The 22592-nt window shown below is 71.6% G+C and carries 24 protein-coding genes; 18 read left to right on the forward strand and 6 right to left on the reverse strand.

From position 1 onward, the window contains the following. Positions 1-25 precede the first annotated feature (25 nt). On the reverse strand, positions 26-463 hold the full coding sequence (locus ACLJOK_RS23360) for a ferritin-like domain-containing protein (protein ID WP_410820775.1): 438 nt from the start codon (positions 461-463) through the stop codon (positions 26-28). Then, a complete protein-coding gene (locus tag ACLJOK_RS23365; RefSeq protein ID WP_410820776.1) occupies positions 460-987 on the reverse strand; it encodes a hypothetical protein in 528 nt (175 codons plus the stop codon). The genes ACLJOK_RS23360 and ACLJOK_RS23365 overlap by 4 nt, the downstream gene beginning before the upstream one ends. Before the next feature lie 154 nt (positions 988-1141). Between ACLJOK_RS23365 and rimP the strand changes: the two genes are divergently transcribed. The 9 genes from rimP (at position 1142) to ACLJOK_RS23410 (ending at position 9117) form a co-directional block, all read left to right on the forward strand. Further along, on the forward strand, positions 1142-1831 hold the full coding sequence (rimP, locus tag ACLJOK_RS23370) for a ribosome maturation factor RimP (protein ID WP_410820777.1): 690 nt from the start codon (positions 1142-1144) through the stop codon (positions 1829-1831). After that, positions 1828-2871, forward strand: a complete 1044-nt coding sequence (gene nusA, locus ACLJOK_RS23375; protein WP_410820778.1) for a transcription termination factor NusA — start codon at positions 1828-1830, stop codon at positions 2869-2871. The genes rimP and nusA overlap by 4 nt, the downstream gene beginning before the upstream one ends. Positions 2872-2887: 16 nt before the next feature. Beyond that, entirely contained in the window at positions 2888-3220 is a 333-nt protein-coding gene (locus tag ACLJOK_RS23380; RefSeq protein ID WP_112624296.1) for a YlxR family protein, read from the forward strand. A 93-nt stretch (positions 3221-3313) separates the two neighbouring features. Next, positions 3314-6337, forward strand: coding sequence for a translation initiation factor IF-2 (gene infB, locus ACLJOK_RS23385; RefSeq protein ID WP_410820779.1), 3024 nt, complete (start codon positions 3314-3316; stop codon positions 6335-6337). A 90-nt stretch (positions 6338-6427) separates the two neighbouring features. Then, complete coding sequence (locus ACLJOK_RS23390; protein ID WP_091400377.1) at positions 6428-6724, forward strand: DUF503 domain-containing protein; 297 nt, start codon at positions 6428-6430, stop codon at positions 6722-6724. A 126-nt stretch (positions 6725-6850) separates the two neighbouring features. Further along, on the forward strand, positions 6851-7351 hold the full coding sequence (rbfA, locus tag ACLJOK_RS23395; protein WP_112624086.1) for a 30S ribosome-binding factor RbfA: 501 nt from the start codon (positions 6851-6853) through the stop codon (positions 7349-7351). Next, positions 7348-8397: a DHH family phosphoesterase gene (locus ACLJOK_RS23400; RefSeq protein ID WP_410820780.1), complete on the forward strand. Its 1050-nt coding sequence runs from the start codon at positions 7348-7350 to the stop codon at positions 8395-8397. Before rbfA ends, ACLJOK_RS23400 begins: the two co-directional genes overlap by 4 nt. A gap of 103 nt (positions 8398-8500) precedes the next feature. Next, positions 8501-8908: a hypothetical protein gene (locus ACLJOK_RS23405; protein WP_410820781.1), complete on the forward strand. Its 408-nt coding sequence runs from the start codon at positions 8501-8503 to the stop codon at positions 8906-8908. Further along, positions 8908-9117 carry a DUF6186 family protein gene (locus tag ACLJOK_RS23410; protein WP_181548655.1) on the forward strand — a complete coding sequence of 70 codons (210 nt, stop codon included), beginning with the start codon at positions 8908-8910 and terminating at the stop codon, positions 9115-9117. The genes ACLJOK_RS23405 and ACLJOK_RS23410 overlap by 1 nt, the downstream gene beginning before the upstream one ends. Before the next feature lie 444 nt (positions 9118-9561). Here ACLJOK_RS23410 and ACLJOK_RS23415 read toward each other — a convergent pair whose 3' ends face one another. Continuing rightward, positions 9562-10398, reverse strand: coding sequence for a hypothetical protein (locus ACLJOK_RS23415; RefSeq protein WP_410820782.1), 837 nt, complete (start codon positions 10396-10398; stop codon positions 9562-9564). Positions 10399-10602: 204 nt separating this feature from the next. Between ACLJOK_RS23415 and ACLJOK_RS23420 the strand changes: the two genes are divergently transcribed. Further along, positions 10603-11925 carry an MATE family efflux transporter gene (locus tag ACLJOK_RS23420; protein ID WP_410820783.1) on the forward strand — a complete coding sequence of 441 codons (1323 nt, stop codon included), beginning with the start codon at positions 10603-10605 and terminating at the stop codon, positions 11923-11925. 21 nt (positions 11926-11946) lie between these two features. On the opposite strand, the gene ACLJOK_RS23425 is transcribed toward ACLJOK_RS23420, so the two are convergent. Further along, positions 11947-12942, reverse strand: coding sequence for a hypothetical protein (locus ACLJOK_RS23425; RefSeq protein WP_410820784.1), 996 nt, complete (start codon positions 12940-12942; stop codon positions 11947-11949). A gap of 10 nt (positions 12943-12952) precedes the next feature. Next, a complete protein-coding gene (locus ACLJOK_RS23430; RefSeq protein WP_410820785.1) occupies positions 12953-13255 on the reverse strand; it encodes a hypothetical protein in 303 nt (100 codons plus the stop codon). A 201-nt stretch (positions 13256-13456) separates the two neighbouring features. Here ACLJOK_RS23430 and truB point away from each other — a divergent pair, with 201 nt between their 5' ends. From truB to ACLJOK_RS23470, 8 genes are all read left to right on the forward strand, one after another. Continuing rightward, positions 13457-14341 carry a tRNA pseudouridine(55) synthase TruB gene (gene truB / locus ACLJOK_RS23435; RefSeq protein ID WP_410820786.1) on the forward strand — a complete coding sequence of 295 codons (885 nt, stop codon included), beginning with the start codon at positions 13457-13459 and terminating at the stop codon, positions 14339-14341. Positions 14342-14417: 76 nt separating this feature from the next. Then, positions 14418-15347, forward strand: a complete 930-nt coding sequence (locus ACLJOK_RS23440; protein WP_410820787.1) for a bifunctional riboflavin kinase/FAD synthetase — start codon at positions 14418-14420, stop codon at positions 15345-15347. A 199-nt stretch (positions 15348-15546) separates the two neighbouring features. Next, positions 15547-15816, forward strand: a complete 270-nt coding sequence (gene rpsO, locus ACLJOK_RS23445; RefSeq protein WP_030337594.1) for a 30S ribosomal protein S15 — start codon at positions 15547-15549, stop codon at positions 15814-15816. 227 nt (positions 15817-16043) lie between these two features. Next, entirely contained in the window at positions 16044-18434 is a 2391-nt protein-coding gene (locus ACLJOK_RS23450) for a polyribonucleotide nucleotidyltransferase (RefSeq protein ID WP_410820788.1), read from the forward strand. A gap of 47 nt (positions 18435-18481) precedes the next feature. After that, positions 18482-19906, forward strand: coding sequence for a M16 family metallopeptidase (locus ACLJOK_RS23455; RefSeq protein ID WP_410820789.1), 1425 nt, complete (start codon positions 18482-18484; stop codon positions 19904-19906). 108 nt (positions 19907-20014) lie between these two features. Next, a complete protein-coding gene (gene dapB / locus ACLJOK_RS23460) occupies positions 20015-20782 on the forward strand; it encodes a 4-hydroxy-tetrahydrodipicolinate reductase (protein ID WP_410820790.1) in 768 nt (255 codons plus the stop codon). A gap of 69 nt (positions 20783-20851) precedes the next feature. After that, the gene (locus tag ACLJOK_RS23465) at positions 20852-21322 is read left to right on the forward strand and encodes a GNAT family N-acetyltransferase (RefSeq protein ID WP_410820791.1); all 471 of its coding nucleotides are present in this window, start codon (positions 20852-20854) and stop codon (positions 21320-21322) included. A 164-nt stretch (positions 21323-21486) separates the two neighbouring features. Further along, complete coding sequence (locus ACLJOK_RS23470) at positions 21487-21951, forward strand: carbohydrate ABC transporter permease (protein ID WP_410820792.1); 465 nt, start codon at positions 21487-21489, stop codon at positions 21949-21951. 41 nt (positions 21952-21992) lie between these two features. Here ACLJOK_RS23470 and ACLJOK_RS23475 read toward each other — a convergent pair whose 3' ends face one another. After that, complete coding sequence (locus ACLJOK_RS23475; protein ID WP_410820793.1) at positions 21993-22574, reverse strand: GNAT family N-acetyltransferase; 582 nt, start codon at positions 22572-22574, stop codon at positions 21993-21995. Positions 22575-22592 lie beyond the last annotated feature (18 nt).

A 22592-nucleotide genomic window follows, 5' to 3' on the forward strand; every position in this document is an offset into this window, starting at 1 on the left:
GCACCGCAACCGGAGTGGACCGGGTTCAGGTGGGTCGACCGGGAAACGGGACAGTCAGCGGGCTCTGCCCGGCCGTCTTCCGCCACCGGGTGGCCCGCACCGCGTACTCGACAAGGGCGGCCAGCGCCTGGTCCCGGTCGGCGCCGGTGGTGGACGCCAGGGCGGCCCGCCAGTGCGCAGCCGTGCGCTCCTCCACCTCGGCGGCGAGCCGCAGGGCGCTGGCCCGATCGGTGACCGGGAACGGCAGGGCGTACCCGGCGCGGTCCGGTGGGACGACGCCACCGGCCGTGGTGAGCTGCACCACCAGCGCGTCACGCCGACGTCGGTGCGTGGCCTCGGCCTGGCGTGCCGCGTCCCGTGCCGCCCCGCTGAGCCGGACACCGATCCGTCCGTAGGCGTAGATGGCCGCGTACTCGGCGGACAGGGCGGCGGCGAGTGCCTCCCCGGCGGACGGCTGCCTCACTTCAGTGCCTCCTGGTGAGTTGCCCGGGCGGCGACGATCGACCCGAGTAGCGCCGCCCGCTCGGCGGGCGCTGCGGCGCAGGCGGCGGTGGCGGACTGCTGAGCGGTCTTCTCCAGCGCCCGCAGAGCGGCGCGCGCGCCGCTCGGATCGGCGGCCGGGGCGGCGGTCGGGGCTGCGGAGGCCGCCGACGGCACTGTCACACCGATCACCCGGGCCAGCTCGGTGGCGTGCGCTGTGTGCGTCTCGGCGATCGGGTTGAGCCGGTCGGCGAGCTCGGGATGGGCGGTCGCGCTCGCCCGGTACGCGGCGGCCAGCGCGAGTGACTCGTCCACCATCGGCCGCAGCGGGTCGGGCGGCGGGGCTGGTTGGTCGTCGCGGTCGAAAAGATCACAGCCGGTCAGCGGCGTCACGGCGCCACCGAGCACCAGCAGCGCCCCGGCACTCAGGAGCTTTCGCCGGGAATGTCCGGATACTTGGTCGCGCTGTGTCGTTCTGCCGATCCCCACCGGCCAAGTCAACACCATCCGTGCCGGTCCGGGGGGCACCGGCGTCGGTGCGCCGCCCGGTCCGCCGCCGGGCAGGCGCGTTACGCTCTGCGCAACCACCGGCGTGTCCACTCCGGTGGCGTGCCGGCATGGCGGGACGACCGGCCCCGTCGACCAGGGAGAGGGTGCGGAGATGACGCAGCGTGGCCGTGCCACCAGGCCGACGGGTCGACCCCGCGGTGCTGCGGGCCCCCGCGGCGGTGACCTCGCCGCCCGACGGGACCGACTGCGGGCCGTGATCGAGCCGGTGGTCAACGACGCCGGCTACGACCTGGAGGACCTGTCGGTTTCCCGGGCTGGCCGACGACACGTGGTGCGGGTGATGGTGGACACCGACGGCGGGATCGACCTGGACGCCGTCGCGGACGTCTCCCGCGCGGTCTCGGCCGCGCTGGACGCCGCGGAGGAGACCGGTGGCGACATCGTCGCCGGCGAGTACCAGCTGGAAGTCAGCTCGCCCGGCGTCGACCGGCCGCTCACCCTGCCCCGCCACTGGCGGCGCAACGTGGGCCGACTGGTCAAGGTCACCGCCCGGGGCGCGGCCGCGCTGCCCGGCCAGCGGGGCGAGCAGCCCGCCGGTGACCGTCAGCTGACCGGCCGGGTGGTCGCGGCCGATGACGAGAACGTGCACCTGGAGACCGATGGCGGCCGCGCCGCCTGGGCGTACGCCCAGCTGGGCCCCGGCCGCGTGCAGGTCGAATTCACCCGGCTCGCCGAGCTCGGTGAGCCGGACGACGAGTTCGCCGACGCGGACGATTCCGACGAGATCGACGATTCAGACGACATCGACGACGAAGATGATGTGGAGGACGAGGAGAGGTGAACATCGACCTCGCGGCGCTGCGCGCACTCGAGCGCGAGCGGGAGATCCCGTTCGACACGATTCTCGCGGCGATCGAGACCGCGTTGCTGACCGCCTACCGGCACACCGACGGGGCCGAGCCGCACGCCCGTGTGGAGATCGACCGCAGGTCGGGTGCCGCCCTGGTGTACGCGCAGGAAATGGATGCCGACGGCAGCCTGGTGCGGGAGTGGGACGACACTCCGCACGACTTCGGCCGGATCGCCGCCATGACCGCCAAGCAGGTGATCCTCCAGCGGCTGCGGGAGGCCACCGACGAGGTGCACTTCGGTGAGTACGTCGGCCGCGAGGGTGACCTGGTCACCGGCGTGGTGCAGGCGCACGAGACGCGTACCGAGAAGGGCATCGTCAGCGTCGACCTGGGCAAGCTGGAGGGCGTGCTGCCGCAGTCCGAGCAGGTGCCCGGCGAGCGGTACACGCATGGCGAGCGGGTCCGCTGCGTCGTGGTGCACGTGGCCAAGGGCATGCGCGGGCCGCAGATCACGCTGTCCCGGTCGCACCCGGCGCTGGTCAAGAAGCTCTTCGCGCTGGAGGTGCCGGAGATCGCCGACGGCACCGTGGAGATCGGCGCGATCGCCCGTGAGGCGGGCCATCGCACGAAGATCGCCGTCCGCTCCACAGTGCCCGGGGTGAACGCCAAGGGCGCCTGCATCGGCCCGATGGGTCAGCGGGTGCGTGCCGTGATGAGCGAGCTGCACGGTGAGAAGATCGACATCATCGACTGGTCGGACGACCCGGCCACCTTCGTCGGTAACGCTTTGTCGCCGGCCAAGGCGCTGCGGGTCGAGGTGGTCGACCTGGCCAACCGGGCGGCGCGGGTGACCGTTCCCGACTTCCAGCTCTCGCTCGCGATCGGTCGGGAGGGGCAGAATGCCCGACTCGCGGCCCGATTGACCGGTTGGCGGATCGACATTCGCTCCGATGCGGAGCAGACCGCACCGGCTGCTCGTGGGGTAACTGATCACGTGCGGGAGCCGGGCGGCGCGATCTCGGGGAGCTAGGGGTAGACTTCCTCCAGTGGTACGACGCGCGCAGCCGGAGCGCACCTGTGTGGGTTGCCGGCAACGTGCGCCGGCCAGCGAATTGCTGCGGATCGTCGCGGTCAGGGACGAGGCTGGTCACAGCCTCCGGCCTGATCCGCGCCGCAGGCTGCCGGGTCGGGGAGCGAACATGCACCCGGATCCGGCCTGCTTCGCGCTGGCAGTGCGCCGCCGCGCCTTCGGGCGTGCGCTGCGCAGCACCGAGGTCCTCGACCACGGTGCGCTGGCGGAACACGTCGATGCGCCAACCACTACGTCCGGTCAGCCCGACCGGGCGAGGGTCGCTAGCAGGGTAGGACGACCGACATGAGCACACGATGAAGTCCCTGAAATGACCAGGCTTCAAGTGCACGAGTGAGGTCGCTGCGGGTGCTGCCCGCACGACCTCGGAGTGAGGAGTGCAGTGGCAGGCAAGGCCCGCGTACACGAGCTTGCAAAAGAGCTCGGGGTCGAGAGTAAGACCGTTCTCGCCAAGCTGAAGGAAATGGGCGAGTTCGTGAAGTCCGCGTCCAGCACCGTCGAGGCGCCCGTCGCCCGGCGGCTGCGTAACGCATTCGTCGCGTCCGCCGGAGCCCCGGCTCCGGCCGCCCCGTCGGCGCCCGCGTCGACGCCGGCTTCAAACCCGACCCCGACGCCAACCCCGGCCCCGGGCGCGCCCCGGGTTTCGGCCAAGCCGATGCCGCCTCGGCGGCCGGCCGCGCCGGCACCCGGTCCGAAGCCCAAGGGTCCGGTTCCCGGTGCACCGCAGACGGTGACCCCGGTCGCCAAGCCGGCGAGTGCCCACGACATCGAGGTGGCGGCCGCGGAGGCGCGTGCCGCCGCGCTGAAGGCTGAGCAGGAGGCTGCGGTCAAGGCCGCGCAGGCCGCCCGCCAGCAGCAGCGGGACAACCCCGTTCGCCGGGAGCCTCCGGCAGACGGTGGCAACCGCCCCGGCCCTCGGCCGGGTCCTGCGGCGATGCCGCCCCGTCCCGGTTCGCCGGCAGCTCGTCCGAGCACGCCGGCTCCCGGTCCGGGTGCCCGGCCGGGCGGTCGTCCGCCGGCGCGCGGTGCCGGTAACAACCCGTTCGGCATCCAGGGTGGCCAGCAGCAGCGGCCCCCGGCCGCCGGTGCGGGTGGCCCTCGGCCCAACAGCCCGGCGGGCATGCCGCCGCGGCCGAGCCCGAACTCCATGCCGCCGCGGCCCAGCCCGGCGTCCATGCCGAGCCAGCGGCCGGCTGCCGGTCGCCCCGGTCCCGGTGGCGCCGGTCGTCCCGGTGGCGGTGGCGGCGCAGGTCGTCCCGGTGGCGGTGGCGGTGGCTTCCGCGGTGGTCCCGGCGGCGGCGCCGGTGGCGGCGGCGGTTACCGAGGCGGCCCTGGTGGCGGCGCGGGTGCCGGCGGTGGCGGTGGCTACCGTGGCGGTCCCGGCGGCGGTGCTGGTGCTCCCGGTGGCGGTTTCCGTCCGGGTGGTCCGGCTGGTGGCGGCGGTCGTCCGGGTGCGGGCGGTCGTGGCCGTGGCGGCGGCGCCGCGGGTGCCTTCGGGCGTCCGGGTGGTCGGCCGACGCGCGGTCGCAAGTCCAAGAAGCAGCGCAGACAGGAGTTCGACAACCTGTCGGCTCCGACCATGAGCTCGGGTGCTCCCCGGGGTCAGGGTCAGATCGTCCGGCTCTCCCGTGGCGCCTCGCTGTCCGACTTCGCGGACAAGATCAACGCCAACCCGGGTTCGCTGGTCCAGGAGATGTTCAACCTGGGCGAGATGGTGACAGCGACCCAGTCCTGTTCTGACGACACCCTGCACCTGCTGGGTGAGCACCTGGGCTTCGACATCCAGATCGTCAGCCCGGAGGACGAGGACCGCGAGCTGCTCGCGCAGTTCAACATCGACCTCGACGCGGAGGTGGCCGAGGAGCGTCTGGTCAGCCGTGCGCCGGTGGTGACCGTCATGGGTCACGTCGACCACGGTAAGACCAAGCTGCTCGACGCCATCCGTAAGGCGAACGTCGTGGCCGGTGAGGCGGGTGGCATCACCCAGCACATCGGTGCCTACCAGGTCCACGTCCCGCACGAGGGCGAGGACCGGGCGGTCACCTTCATCGACACCCCGGGTCACGAGGCGTTCACCGCCATGCGTGCTCGTGGTGCCCAGGTCACGGACATCGTGATCCTGGTCGTCGCGGCCGACGACGGTGTGATGCCGCAGACGATCGAGGCGTTGAACCACGCCAAGGCGGCCGACGTGCCGATCGTGGTCGCGGTCAACAAGGTCGACAAGCCGGACGCCAACCCGGACAAGGTCCGCCAGCAGCTGACCGAGTACGGCCTGGTCGCCGAGGAGTACGGCGGCGAGACCATGTTCGTCAACGTGGCAGCCAAGCCGGGCATCGGCATCGAGGAACTGCTCGAGGCTGTCCTGCTGACCGCCGACGCGTCGCTGGAGCTGACCGCTCCGATCGACGGGCCGGCGCAGGGTGTGGCCATCGAGGCACACCTGGACAAGGGTCGCGGTGCGGTGGCAACGGTGCTGGTGCAGAAGGGCACCCTGCGGGCGGGCGACTCGATCGTCGCCGGTGGGGCGCACGGCCGGGTTCGGGCCATGCTCGACGAGAACGGCAACCAGCTCACCGAGGCTGGGCCGGCGCGTCCGGTCATGGTGCTGGGTCTGACCGCGCCGCCCGGCGCGGGAGACACGTTCCTGGCTGCGGCGGACGACCGCACGGTGCGGCAGATCGCCGAGCAGCGGCAGGCACGGCGGCGGGCGGCGTCCTTCGCCAACTCCCGTGGTCGGGCCACCCTCGAGACGCTCATGGAGCAGCTCAAGGAGGGCGAGAAGACCTCGCTCAACCTCATCCTCAAGGGCGATGTCTCCGGTTCGGTGGAGGCTCTCGAGGACGCGCTGTTCAACCTCGACATCCCCGAGGAGGTCCAGCTCAAGGTCCTCGACCGGGGCGTGGGCGCGATCACCGAGAGCAACGTCATGCTCGCAAGTGCCTCGTCCGAGCCGGTCACGATCATCGGCTTCAATGTGCGGGCCTCGAACAAGGTCCGTGAGATGGCCGACCGCGAGGGCGTGGAGATCCGGTACTACACCGTCATCTACCAGGCCATCGAGGAGATCGAGGCAGCGCTCAAGGGCCTGCTCAAGCCGGAGTACGAGGAGGTCGAGCTGGGCAGCGCGGAGATCCGCGACGTCTTCCGCTCGTCCAAGATCGGCAACATCTCCGGTTGCATCGTCCGGTCCGGTGTCCTTCGGCGCAACGCCAAGGCGCGCCTGCTGCGAGACGGGGCGGTCGTGGCGGACAACCTCACGATCAGCTCGCTCAAGCGGTTCAAGGACGACGCAACCGAGGTCCGCGAGGGCTTCGAGTGTGGTCTGACCCTGGGTGGTTACAACAACGTCCAGGTCGGCGACGTCATCGAGACCTTCGAGATGCGGGAGAAGGTTCGCGCCTGATCCGGCAGTGACACGCTGATCAAGGGGTTTACGCCACTCGGCGTAAACCCCTTGATCATGCGGGGCGGGTTGGCGGTATCGTCCGGGGCGATGTTCACCGGAACCGCGGTCTTCGACCTGCTGCTGCCGGGCGACTCCCGGTCGCTCAAAGCCAAGAGATCATATGTACGGCCGATCGTGGCGGCGCTGCGCCGCTTCGAGGTGTCGGCCGCCGAGGTGGGTGCGCTCGACCTGCATGGTCGAGCGCAGCTGGCGGTGGCCGTGGTGGCCGCCGAAACGGCGCACGTCCGCGAGGTGCTCGACTCCTGTGAGCGCCTGGTGGCCAATCGCCCCGAGGTCGAGTTGCTGTCCGTCCGACGCCGGCTCTACGGCGTGGACGACGACTGACCATGGTGCCGGCTGTGCCGGGCGACCGGAGCGGCCCCGAAGGTAATGTTCGAGATGTTGGCCGGTCGGCCGGCGGCCTCCGGGCCGCCGGGTCGACCGGAAGCAGGACGCCGTGGAGGTGGCGAGATGTCTGATCCGGCCAAGGTACGCCGGCACGCGGAACGGGTGCGTGAGCTGGTCGCGTCGGTGGTGCGGAGCCAGATCAAGGACCCGCGGCTCGGGATGATCACCATCACCGATGCCCGGATTACCGCTGACCTGCGTGACGCGACGGTCTTCTACACAGTGCTCGGTGACTCGGTGGCCCAGGCGGACACCGCGGCGGCGCTGGAGAGCGCCAAGGGGCTGCTACGCAGCACTGTCGGCAAGGCCCTCGGGCTGCGCCACTCGCCGACCCTCACGTTCGTCCTCGACGACGTGCAGGACCAGGTAAAGCACATCGACGACCTGCTCGCCGCCGCCCGCAACGCCGACGCCGAGGTGCAGCGGCTCGCCGCCCAGGCGAAGTACGCGGGCGAGGCCCAGCCGTACCGGGTGGACGACGAGACCGATGAGGCAGACGAGACGGACGAGGCCGACGAGGCCACCGACGTCAAGGAAACCCCGCGGGGTGGGGAAACGCGGTGACCAGCACCGCCAGCGCCCCGTTCGCCGGGGCAGCCGGGCTCGGCCCCGCCGAGGCGGACTGGGCCGCGGCCGAGGCGTTGGTGCGGGCTCTCCCGCCGACCGCCCGGGTGCTGCTGATCTGCCACATCAACCCGGACGGCGACGCGCTGGGCAGCATGCTCGGCTTCGGTCTGGGCCTGCGGCAGTTCGGCGTACGCGACGTGCAGGCGACCTTTCCCGGGCCACCGGAGGTGCCGGAGCCGTTCCGGGGGCTGCCCGGGCTGGACCTGCTGGTCCCGGCGGACGCCGCCGACCCGGCGCCCGATCTGGTGATCTGCTTCGACGCGGCGAGCGAGTCGCGTCTCGGCGAGTTGGCCGGGCGGTTGTCGTCGGCGGGTGCGGCGCTGGTGCTCGACCACCACGCCTCCAACCCCGGGTTCGGCACTGTCAACCTGGTCGACCCGGGTGCGGCGGCCACGTCGGTTGTTGCCGAACAGCTGCTGGCCCGGCTCGAGGTGGTGGTGGATCCGGCCATCGCCGAGTGCCTCTACGTGGCGCTGACCACTGATACCGGTTCGTTCCGGTTCGAGGCGACCACTCCGGCGGTGCATCAGATGGCCGCCCGATTGCTGGCGACCGGCATCTCGCCGGGTGACATCTCCCGGCGGGTCTTCGACACCCGGCCCTTCGGCGCGGTCCGCCTCTTCGGTGAGGTGCTCGGCCGGGCTCGACTGGAGCCGGCCGCCGCCGGAGGTCGGGGCCTGGTCTGGACCTTCGCCACGCTCGACGACCTGGCCCGGCACGACCAGCGGCCGTACGTGCTGGAGGCACTCATCGACTCGGTGCGCTGCACCGCCGAGGCGGACGTGAGCTGTGTGGTGAAGCAGACCAAGCCTGCCGAGTGGGCGGTGTCGATGCGCAGCAAGGGCGCGGTGGACGTCAGCCGGGTCGCGGTGGCGCTGGGCGGTGGTGGGCACACGTTCGCGGCCGGGTTCACCGGTCGGGGCACCGTCGAGCAGGTGGTCGAGTCGATCCGCGGTCAGCTGGACGCGGCGCTGATCGGCTGACGCCGGCCTTCGGCCGTCATCGATCCGTCGGTCTGGAAGATCAGGGTCAGCTCCGGGGAGTGTTGGTCTTCCCGCGTTCCGTGATACCGGGAAGAATTGCGGGATGGAGCAGCCGCACGACCTCACCGTGGAGGCCCCCCGCGTCTGGGACCGGCCCGCCGTCTCCGTTCCCGTCCTCGTCTGCCTGTCGCTCGTCGGTGGCCGGTTCGCGTCCTTCTCCACCGAGGCGAATCTCTTCACCCTTGGGACGGGTGGGGTGCTGATCTGGCTCGGTCTGAGCAACCGGGTGGCCCGCCGACCGGCGCCGCGCCGGCTGGGCGCGGGGGCGGCCTGGTGGGCGGCGCCGGTGGTGGTCTTCGGGGTTTTCGAGGGCGTGACCTTCGTGCTGGCTGCGGGCGACGACTTCCCCACCTTCTCCCGGTTGGCCGATCCTCTCCTGGAGGATCAACTGACCCGGTCGGCGGTCTGGTTCGCCTGGTTGGCCGCCTTCTGGGGGCTGGTGCGGCGATGATGCGCGCGCTCGCGATCGGCGGCTTCCTCGCCGCGCTGATCCTCTTCGCGGTGGTTGAGTGGATGGCTCGGCGGGAGGGGTCGCGGATCCCCACCCTGGGCGAGGTCTGCGCCTACGTGATGCGCTACGAGGTCGGTTCGGTGCCGGTGGGCCGGATCGGTCTGTTCGGGTTCTGGTGGTGGCTGGGCTGGCACTTCCTGGCTCGCTGAGCCAGGTTGCCGACTGTCCAGATGGCGGGAACCGTAAGCAGTATGTGGACCTGAACGATAACTTGGGAGAAGGCCGGTGCCGCCTGGCGGTGCAGGTCATGGGCGGTGGTGCCACACCCCGTGCCGCCTCCCTCCAGGGTCGGATCGACCCGGGCTCACGCTGCCCAGTCGGCTGCTCCGGTAACCCCGGACCGCCGTGGGGCGCTCAGCAGGACCGCCCGTGAGGGCCGCCGTGTGTCGGCGGCTCACGCCCTGGGAAGAGGAGCGCCACCATGCCGAACAAGCCCAAGCCCGAGACCACCACCGACGACGCTCGCGAGCAGGCCCGCCGCGCGCTGCAGACGTCGATGGACACCCGCCAGTGACTCATCTCGACCGGTGGTGACGCCGTCGACGTGCCGCGCCGACGGCGTCACCGTCCGGCCACCAGTGGGGGCGAGTCGTTCAGGACAGGAACGTGTCCAGGGCCGCCTCGATGGTGCCGGAGTCCGGCGTCGCGTACGCCCTCATGGTGCTCTTGTCGTATGAGATGAAACTCGGGCACCTGTTCGTCGGGGCGGTCACGGTGCCGCCGTCGCCGATCTTCTCGGCGGTCCTGGCCGCGTGGAAGGTCAGGGTGTAGCGCGACGAGACGTAGTCGATGGTGACCTGCTTCTCCGCCTTGTCCTTGTACTGACACTTCTTCGGGGCGCCCTGGCTGCCCTCGTCGAACGTCAGGCAGCCGACCACCGACACCCTCTGGAAGTCCGCGCCCTTGGCGTAGTAGGACTTGTCCGAGGGGACGTACGTCGACGACCAGGACGTCGGCCGGTCGGGGTTGTTCGAGAACGTGTACGCCTTGGCGCCGGCCGGGCCGCTGTAGGGCGACGCGTTCAGGATCGGGCTGCCTTCGCAGACGTTCGCCAGGTCACTGGAGTAACGGGCGGTCATCGAGTTGTTGTTCGGTGGATCCGCCTGCCCCGGCGTGGGGACGGTCCCCGTGCCCGGCGTGCTGCCGGTGCCGAGCGTGGGGGTGGAGGACGTGCCCCGTGCGGGCTCGTCGTCATCGGAGGCGAGCAGGACGCCGATTCCCGCGCCGCAGATGGCGAGTATGAGGACCACCGCGCCGGCGACCAGCCCGATGATCAGGCCCTTGTTCGACGTGTTCGGAGGCGGCAGTGGCGTGCCGTAGTACGGCTGGGGTGGTGGCTGTCCGTACGGCGGGTAGCCGCCCTGCTGCGGGGCCGGCGGGCCGCTCCAGGGGGTGACGTTCGGGTCGGGCGGAGGGTAACTGTCGCTCACTGTATTAAGGCCTATCGCTGTCGTGGTGCCCCCCGCGTGGGAGCCTCGGACAGGGTAGTGAGCGTCGCAAACCGGGATGCCGGCGACAGGGAGCGCATCAGGGCCTCGATCGCCGGTGACGTCCGCCGAGCCGGTCGAGCAGTGCGCACGTAAGTAACCAGCAGCCTTGTGCTCCTTACCGCAGCCATGCCAGGATCGGCGGCGATGAACCACGCCGCCACCGCTCACCGACCCGCCTCGCCTCGGCGTATCGCCGCGCTCGCCCTGCCGGCCCTCGTGGTGCTGGCTGCCGAGCCGCTCTACGTGCTGGTCGACACCGCCGTGGTCGGTCACCTCGGCCGGGTGCCGCTCGCCGCGCTCGCCGTCGGCGGCACTGTCATGACGCTCACCGCCTGGGTGGGCACCGTTGTCGCCTACGGCACCACCGGCCGCGCGGCCCGCCGCTTCGGCGCGGGTGACCGGGCCGCCGCGGTCGCCGAGGGCGTCCAGTCGTCCTGGTTGGCGTTCGGTGTCGGTCTGCTGATCGCGATCGGCATGCAGGTCGGCGGCGGCGCGCTCGCGCGTACCCTCGCCGGTGGTGGTGGCGAGGTGGCCGACGCCGCCGCCCAGTGGTTGCGGATCGCGGCCCTCGGCGCTCCCGGCCTGCTGCTCGCCGCGGCCGGCAACGGCTGGCTGCGCGGTGTGCAGGACACTCGCCGCCCGCTGTTCTTCGTGCTCGGCCCCAACCTGCTCTCCGCGCTGCTCTGCCCGCTGCTGGTCTACCCCGGCGGGCTGGGCCTGGTCGGCTCGGCCGTGGCGAACGTCGTCGCGCAGACGCTCTGCGGGGTGCTCTTCGCCGCCGCCCTGGTCGGCGAGCGGGTGTCACTGCGGCCCCAACCCCGCGTGATCCGCCAGCAACTGGTGCTCAGCCGCGACCTGCTGATCCGTGGGCTGGCGTTCCAGGCCAGCTTCCTGTCCGCGACCGCCGTCGCCGCCCGCTTCGGCGCCGCCGCCGTCGGCGCCCACCAGATCGCCCTGCAACTCTGGTTCTTCACCGCGCTGGTGCTCGACGCCCTCGCCATCGCCGCGCAGTCCCTGGTCGGTGCCGCGCTCGGCGCCGGCGACGACTCCGGTGCGCGCGCGCTCGCCCGACGGATCGGGCTGCTCGGCGGCGTCTGCGGCGTGGGCTTCGCGCTGCTCGTCGCCGCCGGCGCCGGCGTCGTGCCATCGTGGTTCAGCTCCGATGCGGGGGTACGCGAGCAGGCAATGGTGGCCTGGCCGTGGTTCGTCGTCATGCTGCCGCTGGCCGGGGTGGTGTTCGCCCTCGACGGCGTGCTGATCGGCGCCGGCGACGTGCGTTATCTGCGCAACCTCACCATCGTGGCGGCGCTCGGCGGCTTCCTGCCGGCCATCTGGCTGGCGTACGCGCTCGATCTGGGGCTGGGCGGCATCTGGGCCGGGCTCACAGTGTTCGTGGTGATCCGGCTGGTCGCCCTTCTGCTGCGACTGCGCAACGGCAGGTGGGCGGTGACCGGCGCGGTCCGCTGACCGGGTCGCCGGGCCCGCCGGTCAGCAGCGCGTGGTGGTCGGCGCGGGAGCGTCAAGGTCGAAGATCGTGCCCGGGTCGCCAGCGGGTATCTGATCCCGGTGCACGTCGGCTATCCAGAACTGCTCCTGCACCCAGCCCTCACGGAGTTGGGCGCAGTCCGCGTTCCAGGTCACGGCCTCCGCCGAGGTGATCCAGAGGCCGCGCGCGGAGGCCGGCACGTCGTCCGGGTGCGGCACCTGCCACACCACCCGGTCGCGCAGCGCCACCACTGTCGCACCGGCGGGCGCCCGCAGGTCCACGTCGAACGGGTACGCCCAGACGAACTCCGTGGAGACCTCCAGCAGTCGAACGCTGTTCTGCCTGGTGGCCCGGTAGCTGACCCGGCCGTCGGCGCGGACGCCGAAATCCCACTCCGACGGCGACGCCATCCTCGTGGCGTACCGCAGGAAGCTGCCGTTGGTGAAGTCTCCGCGGCTCCGTTCGCGGGCCTCCGGGGCGAGCAGCGCGAGGAACGGCTCCGGATCACCCATGAACATCGAGGCGTCGACCCGACTCTCGATCAGTGCCTTGCGCACCGACTCCAGCGCGGTCCGTACCTGGGCCGCTGTGAACGGCCCGGTGCTCTTGGCCGCCGGCATCCGCACGGCCTCCTCGGCCGGCGCGAAGGCTGCCGCCGGCGACCCGGCGAACAGGTCCCGTGGTTCGCCGACCCTGCTCAGCGGTGGGGTGGGGCTCGATGTGGGGCTCGCCGAGGCGGACGTGCGGACACCATCGGCGACGCGACCGACCAACACCACGCCGCCGACGACCATCAGCAGTGCCAGCACCAGCCCGAGGCCGAGCAGGAGCGCCCCGTTGTGCCGGGCCGAGAAGAAACGGACCCGGTCCCACCCGGTGGGCTGGTGCTCGGTCTGCGCTGACCGCAGCCAATCCGGTAGCTGCACCGGGTTGACCTGCGCTACCGAGGCGGGCGGCGGTGGCGGGTCGACCGGGTCCCTCGGCGGGGTGTTCTCCATGGTTCCTCCGTCAGTATCCGCCGCTGGCGGCCAGCGCGAGCAGGTAGTAGGTGCCGGTCACCAGGGCGGTCCCGAGGATGGCGGCCACGACGAACGACAGCACGGCGACGATGTTCGGGTGCGACTGGCTCCATTTTCTCCGGCCGCGCCAGTGCCACACCGCCCGGCGGGCGGCCCGCAGCGCCGGCCACGCCTCGATCAGGTCGTCGACGAAGCCTGCCGGGGTCCGCCGCTTCGGCGTCGGATGCCGCATCCAGTCCGGCAGGTCGACCCGAGCGCGGTGCTCGTGGCCCGGCGGTCGGTCGGTGGTCATCGGCAGTCCTGATCTCACGGTGACGGCAACGGGCGGATGATCTTCGCATCCGGGGAGGTCGGCCGGCTGTCCCCGTCTGACAAAACGCCGAATGGACGCCCCGGCGCGACAAACCCGGCGCAGCCCTCGGGCGGAGGCTGGGGTCACGCCGGGCGTGCCCACGCACCGCGGAGTACAGGCCATCTGGCAGGCTTGGCCGACGTGAGCACCGATGGTCTGATCGTGGTCGACAAGCCCGGCGGCATGACGTCGCACGACGTGGTGGCACGCATCCGCCGACTGGCGAAGACCCGACGGGTCGGTCACGGTGGCACCCTCGACCCGATGGCGACCGGCGTGCTGGTGATCGGTGTCGGCCGGGCCACCCGGCTGCTGACCTACGTGATCGGCGCTGGCAAGAGCTACACCGGCACCATCCGGCTCGGCCAGACCACCGTCACCGACGACGCCGAGGGCGACGTGACCGCCACAGTGCCGGCCGGCCAGGTCACCGACGACGCGATCCGGGCGGCGCTGGCCGGGCTGAGCGGCGAGGTCGACCAGGTGCCGAGCGCGGTCAGCGCCATCAAGATCGACGGGCAGCGGGCGTACAAGCGGGTCCGCGACGGGGAGAGCGTGGAGCTGCCGGCGCGGCGGGTCACCATCTCCCGGTTGGAGGTGCTGGCGATCCGCCGCACCGAGCCGGACGTGGTGGACGTGGACGTGGACGTGACCTGCTCCTCCGGCACGTACATTCGGGCGATCGCCCGGGACGCGGGCCTGGCGCTCGGCGTCGGCGGGCACCTCACGGCGCTGCGGCGCACCGCGGTGGGTGGCTTCACCCTCGCCGAGGCGGCGACCCTCGACGAGTTGGAGCAGCGCTCCCCGGACGTGGTGAACCTGCCACTGGACGCGGCGGCCGACCGGTTCTTCGCGCGCCGGGAGGCCACGCCCGACGAGGCGCGGGTGCTCGCCCACGGCGGACCACTGGACCCGGCCGGCCTCACCGGGCCGTACGCCGTCTTCGGGCCGGCCGGCGGTCTGATCGCTATCGTCAGCGAGCGGGACGGGCGGGCCCGCGCGGAGATCGTGCTCGCCCCGGCCTGACAGCGGGGCGCAGGTTCGCCGGCCCGCAGCCGGCGGTGTCGACCCGCCGGCCGGCGGGACAGCAGAGAGGAACGGCATGCAGCGGTGGCGGGGCTACGACGCGGCGCCCGGCGGGTGGGGACGCTCGGTGGTCACCATCGGCGTCTTCGACGGCGTGCACAAGGGACACCAGGCGACGATCGGACACGCCGTGGCCCGGGCCCGCGAACTGGGTGTGCAGTCGGTGGTGGTCACCTTCGACCCGCACCCGGCCGAGGTGGTCCGCCCCGGTTCGCACCCGGCGGTGCTCACCGAGCCGGCCCGTAAGGCCGAGCTGATCGAGGCGCTCGGCGTGGACGTCCTCTGCGTGGTGCCGTTCACTCCGGAGTTCTCCCGGGTGCCGGCCGAACAGTTCGTGCACGACGTCCTGGTCGAGCACCTGCACGCGGCGCTGGTGGTGGTCGGCAGCAACTTCCGCTTCGGGCACCGGGCCGCCGGCGACGTGGCGTTGCTGGAGCGGCTGGGTCAGACGTTCGGCTTCGGCGTGGAGGGCGGCCCGCTGATCGCCGAGGACGGCACCGTCTTCTCCTCCACGTACATCCGGTCCTGCGTCGACGCGGGCGACGTGGGCGCGGCGGCCGCCGCGCTGGGCCGCCCACACCGGGTGGAGGGCGTCGTGGTCCGCGGCGACCAGCGGGGCCGGGAGCTGGGCTTCCCCACCGCCAACCTGCTCTGCCACAGGTACGCGGCGGTGCCCGCCGACGGCGTGTACGCGGCCCGGCTGATCCGCCGCGGCCAGCACGAGCCGCTGCTGGCGGCGGTGTCCGTGGGCACCAACCCGACCTTCTCCGGCCGGGAGCGGCGGGTGGAGGCGTACGCGCTCGACTTCTCCGGCGACCTGTACGGCGAGCGGCTGGCTCTGGACTTCGTGGCGCACCTGCGTGGTCAGATCCGGTACGACTCGATCGAGCCGTTGATCGCCCAGATGAATCAGGACGTCGAGCGCACCCGGCACGTACTGGCCTGATCGTGGTGGGGTGACGGGCCGCCACCGAGGCCCTTCGCCGGGTGTTACCGGCGAGTGCTGGTAGTCTTGCCGGGACGTCGGGTGACCGGCGTGGGGCCTCGCGTGCCTGCTCGACGCCGCGGGTGCGAGGTACCGGTCCGTTCCCGGTCCACCGGGACGACGGACACCCACTTGATCAACCCATCGAAACAGGGAGAACATGGCGCTCGATCAGGAAGCCAAGGCCAGCATCCGCGCGGAGTACGCGACCGCCGAGGGCGACACCGGTTCGCCGGAGGTCCAGGTAGCGGTCCTCACCAAGCGGATCGCCGAGCTGACCGAGCACCTGAAGGTGCACAAGCACGACCACCACAGCCGCCGTGGGCTGCTGCTGCTGGTCGGCCGGCGCCGTCGGTTGCTCAACTACGTCCAGAAGAAGGACATTGCCCGCTACCGGTCGCTCATCGAGCGGCTCGGTCTGCGCCGGTGACGTGACGGGGGAGTGGCCGGACGGCCGCTCCCCCGTACCGCGTCCCACCTGAAGGAAACACGGGCCGCGCGACCACCCGAGAGGGAGCCGGTCAGCGTACCGGTCTCCGGTAGTGGCCCCCGGGAACCCGGCATCATGCCGGCCACCCGGGCGCTTCGATCGAAGACCGGCCGGCTGAGCAGCTCCCCGATGTCGTGGGCCCACGACGCGAAGGAGCACGACAGCACATGACCGAGACCAAACTCGGCACCGAATCCCGCACCGCCGTGATCGACAACGGGTCCTTCGGCACCCGCGAGATCACCTTCTCCACCGGTCGGCTGGCTCGCCAGGCCGCCGGTTCCGTCATCGCCCAGCTGGGCGAGACGGTCGTTCTCTCCGCCACGACCGCCGGTAAGCACCCGAAGGAGCAGTTCGACTTCTTCCCGCTGACCGTCGACGTCGAGGAGCGGATGTACGCCGCGGGCCGCATCCCCGGCTCGTTCTTCCGCCGTGAGGGTCGGCCCAGCGAGGACGCGATCCTCACCTGCCGGCTGATCGACCGGCCGCTGCGCCCGTCCTTCGTCAAGGGCCTGCGCAACGAGGTCCAGGTCGTCGAGACGATCCTCGCGCTCGACCCGCAGCACCCGTACGACGTCGTGGCGATCAACGCCGCCTCGATGTCGACCAAGCTGTCCGGCCTGCCGTTCTCCGGCCCGATCGGTGCGACCCGCGTCGCCCACATCGACGGCCAGTGGGTCGCCTTCCCGACCCTGGAGGAGCTGGCTCGCGCCACCTTCGACATGGTCGTGGCCGGCCGCACGCTCGAAGACGGCGACGTCGCGATCATGATGGTCGAGGCCGAGGCCACCCCGAACGCCGTCGCCCTCATCTCGGCCGGTGCCACCGCCCCGACCGAGGAGGTCGTCGCCAGCGGTCTGGAGGCCGCCAAGCCGGCGATCCGTGAGCTGTGCCGCGCGCAGAGCGAGCTGGCCGAGGTCGCCGCCAAGCCGGTCACCGAGTTCCCGGTCTTCCTGGACTACCAGGACGACATCTACGACGCCGTCTCCGAGTTGGCCCGCGCCGACGTGGCCGAGGCGATCACCATCGCCGGCAAGGCCGACCGCGAGGAGGCCCTGGACCGGGTCAAGGCCCGGGTCGCCGAGGAGTTGGGCGCTCGGTTCGAGGGTCGGGAGAAGGAGCTCAGCGCTGCCTTCCGGTCGCTGACCAAGTCCGAGGTGCGCAACCGCGTACTGCGCGAGCAGGTCCGCATGGACGGGCGTGGCCCGCGCGACATCCGAGCGCTGACCGCCGAGGTCGGCGTGCTGCCCCGGGTGCACGGTTCGGCGCTGTTCGAGCGGGGCGAGACCCAGATCCTGGGCGTCACCACGCTGAACATGCTCCGCATGGAGCAGATGGTGGACACGCTGTCCCCCGAGAACCGCAAGCGCTACATGCACAACTACAACTTCCCGCCGTACTCGACCGGTGAGACCGGCCGGGTCGGCTCGCCGAAGCGTCGCGAGATCGGCCACGGCGCCCTCGCCGAGCGCGCGCTGATCCCGGTGCTGCCGTCGCGCGAGGAGTTCCCGTACGCCATCCGGCAGGTGTCGGAGGCGCTCGGCTCCAACGGCTCCACCTCGATGGGTTCGGTCTGCGCCTCGACGCTGGGCCTGCTCTCCGCGGGTGTTCCGCTGAAGGCGCCGGTCGCCGGCATCGCGATGGGGCTCATCTCCGACGAGGTGGACGGCAAGACCCAGTACGTGACGCTGACCGACATCCTCGGTGCCGAGGACGCGTTCGGTGACATGGACTTCAAGGTCGCCGGCACGCCGGAGTTCGTCACCGCGCTCCAGCTCGACACCAAGCTCAACGGCATCCCGTCGGACGTGCTGGCCGCCGCGTTGCAGCAGGCGAACGAGGCCCGCCAGGTCATCCTCGGGGTCATGAAGGCGGCGATCGAGGCTCCGGCCGAGATGTCCGACTACGCGCCGCGGGTCACCACCGTCAAGATCCCGGTGGACAAGATCGGCATGGTGATCGGCCCGAAGGGGCAGACCATCAACGCGATCCAGGACGAGACCGGCGCCGAGATCTCCATCGAGGACGACGGCACGATCTACGTCGGCGCCACCAACGGCCCGTCGGCCCAGGCGGCCGTCGACCGGATCAACGGCATCGCCAACCCGACGCTGCCGAAGCAGGGCGAGCGGTTCCTCGGCACGGTGGTCAAGACCGCCGCGTTCGGCGCGTTCGTCTCGCTCCTGCCGGGCCGTGACGGCCTGCTGCACATCTCCAAGGTGGGCGACGGCAAGCGGGTCGAGCGCGTTGAGGACTTCCTCAACGTCGGTGACCGGGTCGAGGTCGAGATCGCGGACATCGACGCCCGCGGCAAGATCTACCTCGACAAGGTCCGCCCGGAGGGCACCGAGGCTCCGGCCGCCGGTGAGGCCGCCGCTGGCGACCGGCCGGCTGGTCGGGACCGGGGCGACCGGGCTCCGCGTGACCGCGGCGACCGTGAGCGTGGCGGCGACCGTGGCGGGCGTGGCCCGGAGCGCGGCGGCGAGGGCGGCGAGGGCGGCGGCGGCGAGGGTGGCGAGGGCGGCGAGCGTCCGCGCCGCCGGACCCGGCACAGCTGACAGTCGTACAACGCATCACCCACCCCTCGTCGAACCGGGAGCAAGTCGTGAGTCGGGCCATCAGCGCGCCGTTTCCACCGGATCGACGGGGGGTGGCCTCCGATTGGCAGGCCAGCCAATCGAGTCGAGCCCGGGACACCGGGGCGGGCCGCTCCGGCGGCACCGCCCGCGCGGTGACCCGGACGCTCAGCGACGACCCGCTGGGCGGCACGGTACGTCGTACCGTGCTGCCCAGCGGTCTGCGCGTCCTCACCGAGGCGATTCCGGCGATGCGCAGCGTCTCGTTCGGCATCTGGGTGGCGGTCGGCTCGCGTGACGAGACCGGCCCGCAGGCCGGTGCCGCGCACTTCCTCGAGCACCTGCTCTTCAAGGGCACCCACAAGCGCACCGCTCTGGAGATCTCCTCGCAGATCGAGGCGGTGGGTGGCGAGACCAACGCCTTCACCACGAAGGAATACACCTGCTACTACGCCCGCGTGCTGGACGAGGACCTGCCGCTGGCGATCGACGTGATGTGTGACCTGGTCGCGGACTCGCTGTTGGAGCCGGCCGACGTCGAGACCGAGCGTGGCGTGATCCTGGAGGAGATCGCCATGCACGACGACGAGCCGGGTGACGAGGTTCATGACCTCTTCGTCCAGGCCGTCTACGGAGATCACCCGCTGGGCCGGCTGATCTCCGGCACCGCGGAGACCGTCACCCCGATGACCCGGCGGCAGATCCAGACCTTCTACCGGGGTCGCTACACCGCGCCGCAGATCGTCATCGCCGCCGCCGGCAACCTCGACCACGCCGCGGTGGTCAAGCTGGTCCGTCAGGCCGTGCGCGGCACCCCACTGGACAGCGACCCGGCCAGCCCGGCGCCGTACCGCGCGGCGACCCCGGCGGTACGCACCAAGCCGGCGACCACAGTTGTGGAGCCGAAGGAGACCGAGCAGGCGCACGTCATCCTCGGCTGCCCCGGCATCGACCGGCTCGACGATCGGCGCTTCGCCCTCGGGGTGCTCAACAACGTGCTCGGCGGCGGCATGTCCAGCCGCCTGTTCCAGGAGATCCGCGAGCAGCGCGGCCTCGCGTACTCGGTCTACTCCTACGCCAGCCAGTACGCCGACACCGGCCTCTTCGCCGTCTACGCCGGCTGCGCGCCGGGCAAGGTGGACGAGGTGCTGGCCCTGACCCGCGCCGAGCTGGCCCGGGTGGCCGCCGACGGGTTGACCGACGCCGAGGTGGCCCGGGGCAAGGGGATGAGCAAGGGCTCCTTCGTGCTGGGCCTGGAGGACACCGGTTCCCGGATGAGCCGGCTGGCCAAGGGTGAGCTGCTCTACGGCGACCTGATGCCTGTCGACGAGCTGCTTCGCCGGGTCGACGAAGTCACCGTGCAGGACGTGAACGTCCTCGCCGCCGAGCTGCTCAGCCGGCCGATGTCGTTGGCCGTGGTGGGCCCGTTCGGCGCCGGCGACTTCGCGGTCTGAGGTCTGCCGCCCCGGCCCGGTCGAGGCACCCCGGTCGGGCGTCCCGACGGGTGGAGCACAGCGGATCCTGCCGGAAGGGCCCGTCCCGATTGGGATAGGTTGTGCCCCGTGACTGACGAGCAGGGAAGGACCCCGGCCCAGCAGCTGCGGGTCGGCGTGTTTGGTGCACGCGGCCGGATGGGCATCGAGGTCTGCAAGGCGGTCGACGCCGCCGACGATCTCGCCCTGACCGCGGCGATCGACCAGGGCGACAGCCGCTCCTCCGTCTCCGCAGCCGAGGTGGTCGTCGACTTCACCACGCCGGACGTCGTCATGGACAACCTCCAGTGGTGCATCGAGCAGGGCATCAGCGCGGTGGTCGGCACTACCGGCTTCACCGAGCAGCGGCTCGAGCAGGTGCGCGGCTGGCTGGCCGACAAACCCGAGGTGGGCGTGGTCATCGCCCCGAACTTCGGCATCGGCGCGGTGCTGATGATGCAGTTCGCCGCGCGGGCCGCCCGACACTTCGAGTCCGTCGAGATCATCGAGCAGCACCACCCGCGCAAGCTGGACGCCCCGAGCGGCACCGCCACCCACACCGCCCGGCAGATCGCCCAGGCCCGCGCCGAGGCCGGCCTCGGCCCGGTGCCGGACGCCACAAAGGACGAGGTGCCGGGTGCGCGGGGGGCCGAGATCGACGGGGTACGCGTCCACGCGGTGCGCGCCACCGGCCTGGTCGCCCACCAGGAGGTGCTGTTCGGCGGCACCGGCGAGACGCTGACCATCCGGCACGACTCGTACGACCGGGTGTCGTTCATGCCGGGTGTGCTGCTGGCCGTCCGCGCGGTGCGCAACCGCCCCGGCCTCACCGTCGGCCTGGACGCCCTGCTCGACTGACCGGCCTGGGTTCTTCCGGGGGCCGAAACCTGGTCGCGGGTCGGGTCCGGCCGCCCCTAGGCTGCCCCGATGATCGATGGTGGACATGGTGACCGGGCCGGGCGGCGAGTGACGCTGCGGCCGGTCGACGACGACAACTGGCGGGCGGTCGCCGACGTCGCCCCGCGTGACGACCAGCGCCGGTTCGTAGCCGCGCTGGGCGCCCGCTATCTGCTGCTGAGCATGCGTTCCGAGGTGTGGAACTCGGTCGCGGTGTACGCCGACGAGACAGTCGTCGGCCACGTCATGTGGGGCGTGGACGACGACGGCTCGCACTGGATCGGCGGGATGCTGATCGACGCCGCCGAGCAGGGCAAGGGCATCGGCCGGGCCACAGTGCAGACGTTGGCCCCCTGGCTGGCGGCCCGGGACGGCAACCCCCCGGTCCGCCTGTCGTACCACCCCGACAACACCCCAGCCGCCGCCCTCTACGAGTCCCTGGGCTTCCACCCCACTGGTGCCATTGACGACGACGAACTGATCGCCGAACGAACCCCCTGAACCCCGCGATCTTGCAGTTTCTGTAGCGACATAAAGAACATTCGACCCATCTAGACAACCGAAGCCCCAAGATCGCCGGCGCGTCCGGCCCAGCCAGGGTCGATCATGGAGTTGTGGTGCCTCGCATAAGGGGCACATATGGAGCTGTTGCCCACCACAACTCCATGATCGACGGCGGGGCGGGGCGGGGCGGGTCCGGGGTGGGTCCCGGGTTGGGGGTTAGTGGGGGAGGGCTGGGTTTTTGGGGCGTGTTCATCATGAAGCAGTTCTTCGAGTCGATCCCGGTGAGTGTCGAGGAGGCCGCCCGGATCGACGGGGCGAGCATCTTCCGCACCTTCTGGTCGGTGGTGCTGCCAATGGCGAAACCGGCGCTGATCACCCTCACCATCCTGTCGTTCCAGGGCTCCTGGAACGAGTTCCCGCACAGCCTGGTGTCGGTGCAGGACCCGGACCTGTTCACCCTGCCACGCGGACTGGCCGACCTGGTCAGCGGCTCACTCGGCAAGGGCACCCAGTACCCGCTCAAGCTCGGCGCCGCGCTGCTGGCCACCATCCCGGTGGCGATCATCTTCGTGGTGTTCCAGCGATACTTCGTCCGCGACGCCAACGACGGCTCCGACAAGGGCTGACCGGCCCGGTGTGGCGGCCCGGTCGGGGCCGCCACACCGGTTCACTCGGCCGGTACCTTCTCGGTCGGCACGCCCACGTGCAGACGCACCTGGGGCACCAGCATGTCGTCGACGTCCAGCGCCCGGGCCGCGCCGTCGGGCTCCCACCCGGTGCTGGTGAGGAACTTGCGGGTCGCCTCGTCGGCGTCGAACGCCCAGGCCACCGCCCGACTCATCCCGTCCTCCCGCCACAGGTCGACGGTGGCGGCGAGCAGCCGACTGCCGTGCCCCCGCCGGCCCCACCGCGGCTCGACCAGCAGGTCGGTCACCGCCGCCACGTCCGAGCCGAGCGCGTCGGCCGGCTCACCCGGTGCCAACGCCTCGCCGTCGGCCGGACCGGAGGCGGCGAATCCCACCAGATACGATTGCTCGGCCTGTTCGACGGCGACCAGCACCCGGTGCGCGCCCGAGGGCGGCTCCAGCACCGCGGCGCTCCACCGCCGGGCGAGGAACGCCTCGTCCAGGTTGTCGAGCACATGCCGAGGCAGGATCCGGCGGTACGCGACCCGCCAGGTCGCGAGCTGGATGCGTGCGATCTCGCCGGCGTCCTCGGGACGCGCCGGGCGGACGTACCCGAGAGCCATGGGACGGAAGCCTACGCA

This window comes from Micromonospora sp. 050-3, assembly GCF_046549335.1.
GTDB classification, from domain to species: domain Bacteria; phylum Actinomycetota; class Actinomycetes; order Mycobacteriales; family Micromonosporaceae; genus Micromonospora; species Micromonospora trifolii.

What these genes read in the sequence shown, in the direction of transcription:
- ACLJOK_RS23365 (WP_410820776.1), bottom strand. Translation starts at nt 987, where the DNA reads ATGGTGTTGACTTGGCCGGTGGGGATCGGCAGAACGACACAGCGCGAC.
- rimP (WP_410820777.1), top strand. Translation starts at nt 1,142, where the DNA reads ATGACGCAGCGTGGCCGTGCCACCAGGCCGACGGGTCGACCCCGCGGT.
- ACLJOK_RS23390 (WP_091400377.1), top strand. Translation starts at nt 6,428, where the DNA reads ATGTTCACCGGAACCGCGGTCTTCGACCTGCTGCTGCCGGGCGACTCC.
- rbfA (WP_112624086.1), top strand. Translation starts at nt 6,851, where the DNA reads ATGTCTGATCCGGCCAAGGTACGCCGGCACGCGGAACGGGTGCGTGAG.
- ACLJOK_RS23405 (WP_410820781.1), top strand. Translation starts at nt 8,501, where the DNA reads ATGGAGCAGCCGCACGACCTCACCGTGGAGGCCCCCCGCGTCTGGGAC.
- ACLJOK_RS23410 (WP_181548655.1), top strand. Translation starts at nt 8,908, where the DNA reads ATGCGCGCGCTCGCGATCGGCGGCTTCCTCGCCGCGCTGATCCTCTTC.
- ACLJOK_RS23420 (WP_410820783.1), top strand. Translation starts at nt 10,603, where the DNA reads ATGAACCACGCCGCCACCGCTCACCGACCCGCCTCGCCTCGGCGTATC.
- ACLJOK_RS23425 (WP_410820784.1), bottom strand. Translation starts at nt 12,942, where the DNA reads ATGGAGAACACCCCGCCGAGGGACCCGGTCGACCCGCCACCGCCGCCC.
- ACLJOK_RS23430 (WP_410820785.1), bottom strand. Translation starts at nt 13,255, where the DNA reads ATGACCACCGACCGACCGCCGGGCCACGAGCACCGCGCTCGGGTCGAC.
- ACLJOK_RS23440 (WP_410820787.1), top strand. Translation starts at nt 14,418, where the DNA reads ATGCAGCGGTGGCGGGGCTACGACGCGGCGCCCGGCGGGTGGGGACGC.
- rpsO (WP_030337594.1), top strand. Translation starts at nt 15,547, where the DNA reads ATGGCGCTCGATCAGGAAGCCAAGGCCAGCATCCGCGCGGAGTACGCG.
- ACLJOK_RS23450 (WP_410820788.1), top strand. Translation starts at nt 16,044, where the DNA reads ATGACCGAGACCAAACTCGGCACCGAATCCCGCACCGCCGTGATCGAC.
- ACLJOK_RS23465 (WP_410820791.1), top strand. Translation starts at nt 20,852, where the DNA reads ATGATCGATGGTGGACATGGTGACCGGGCCGGGCGGCGAGTGACGCTG.
- ACLJOK_RS23470 (WP_410820792.1), top strand. Translation starts at nt 21,487, where the DNA reads ATGATCGACGGCGGGGCGGGGCGGGGCGGGTCCGGGGTGGGTCCCGGG.
- ACLJOK_RS23475 (WP_410820793.1), bottom strand. Translation starts at nt 22,574, where the DNA reads ATGGCTCTCGGGTACGTCCGCCCGGCGCGTCCCGAGGACGCCGGCGAG.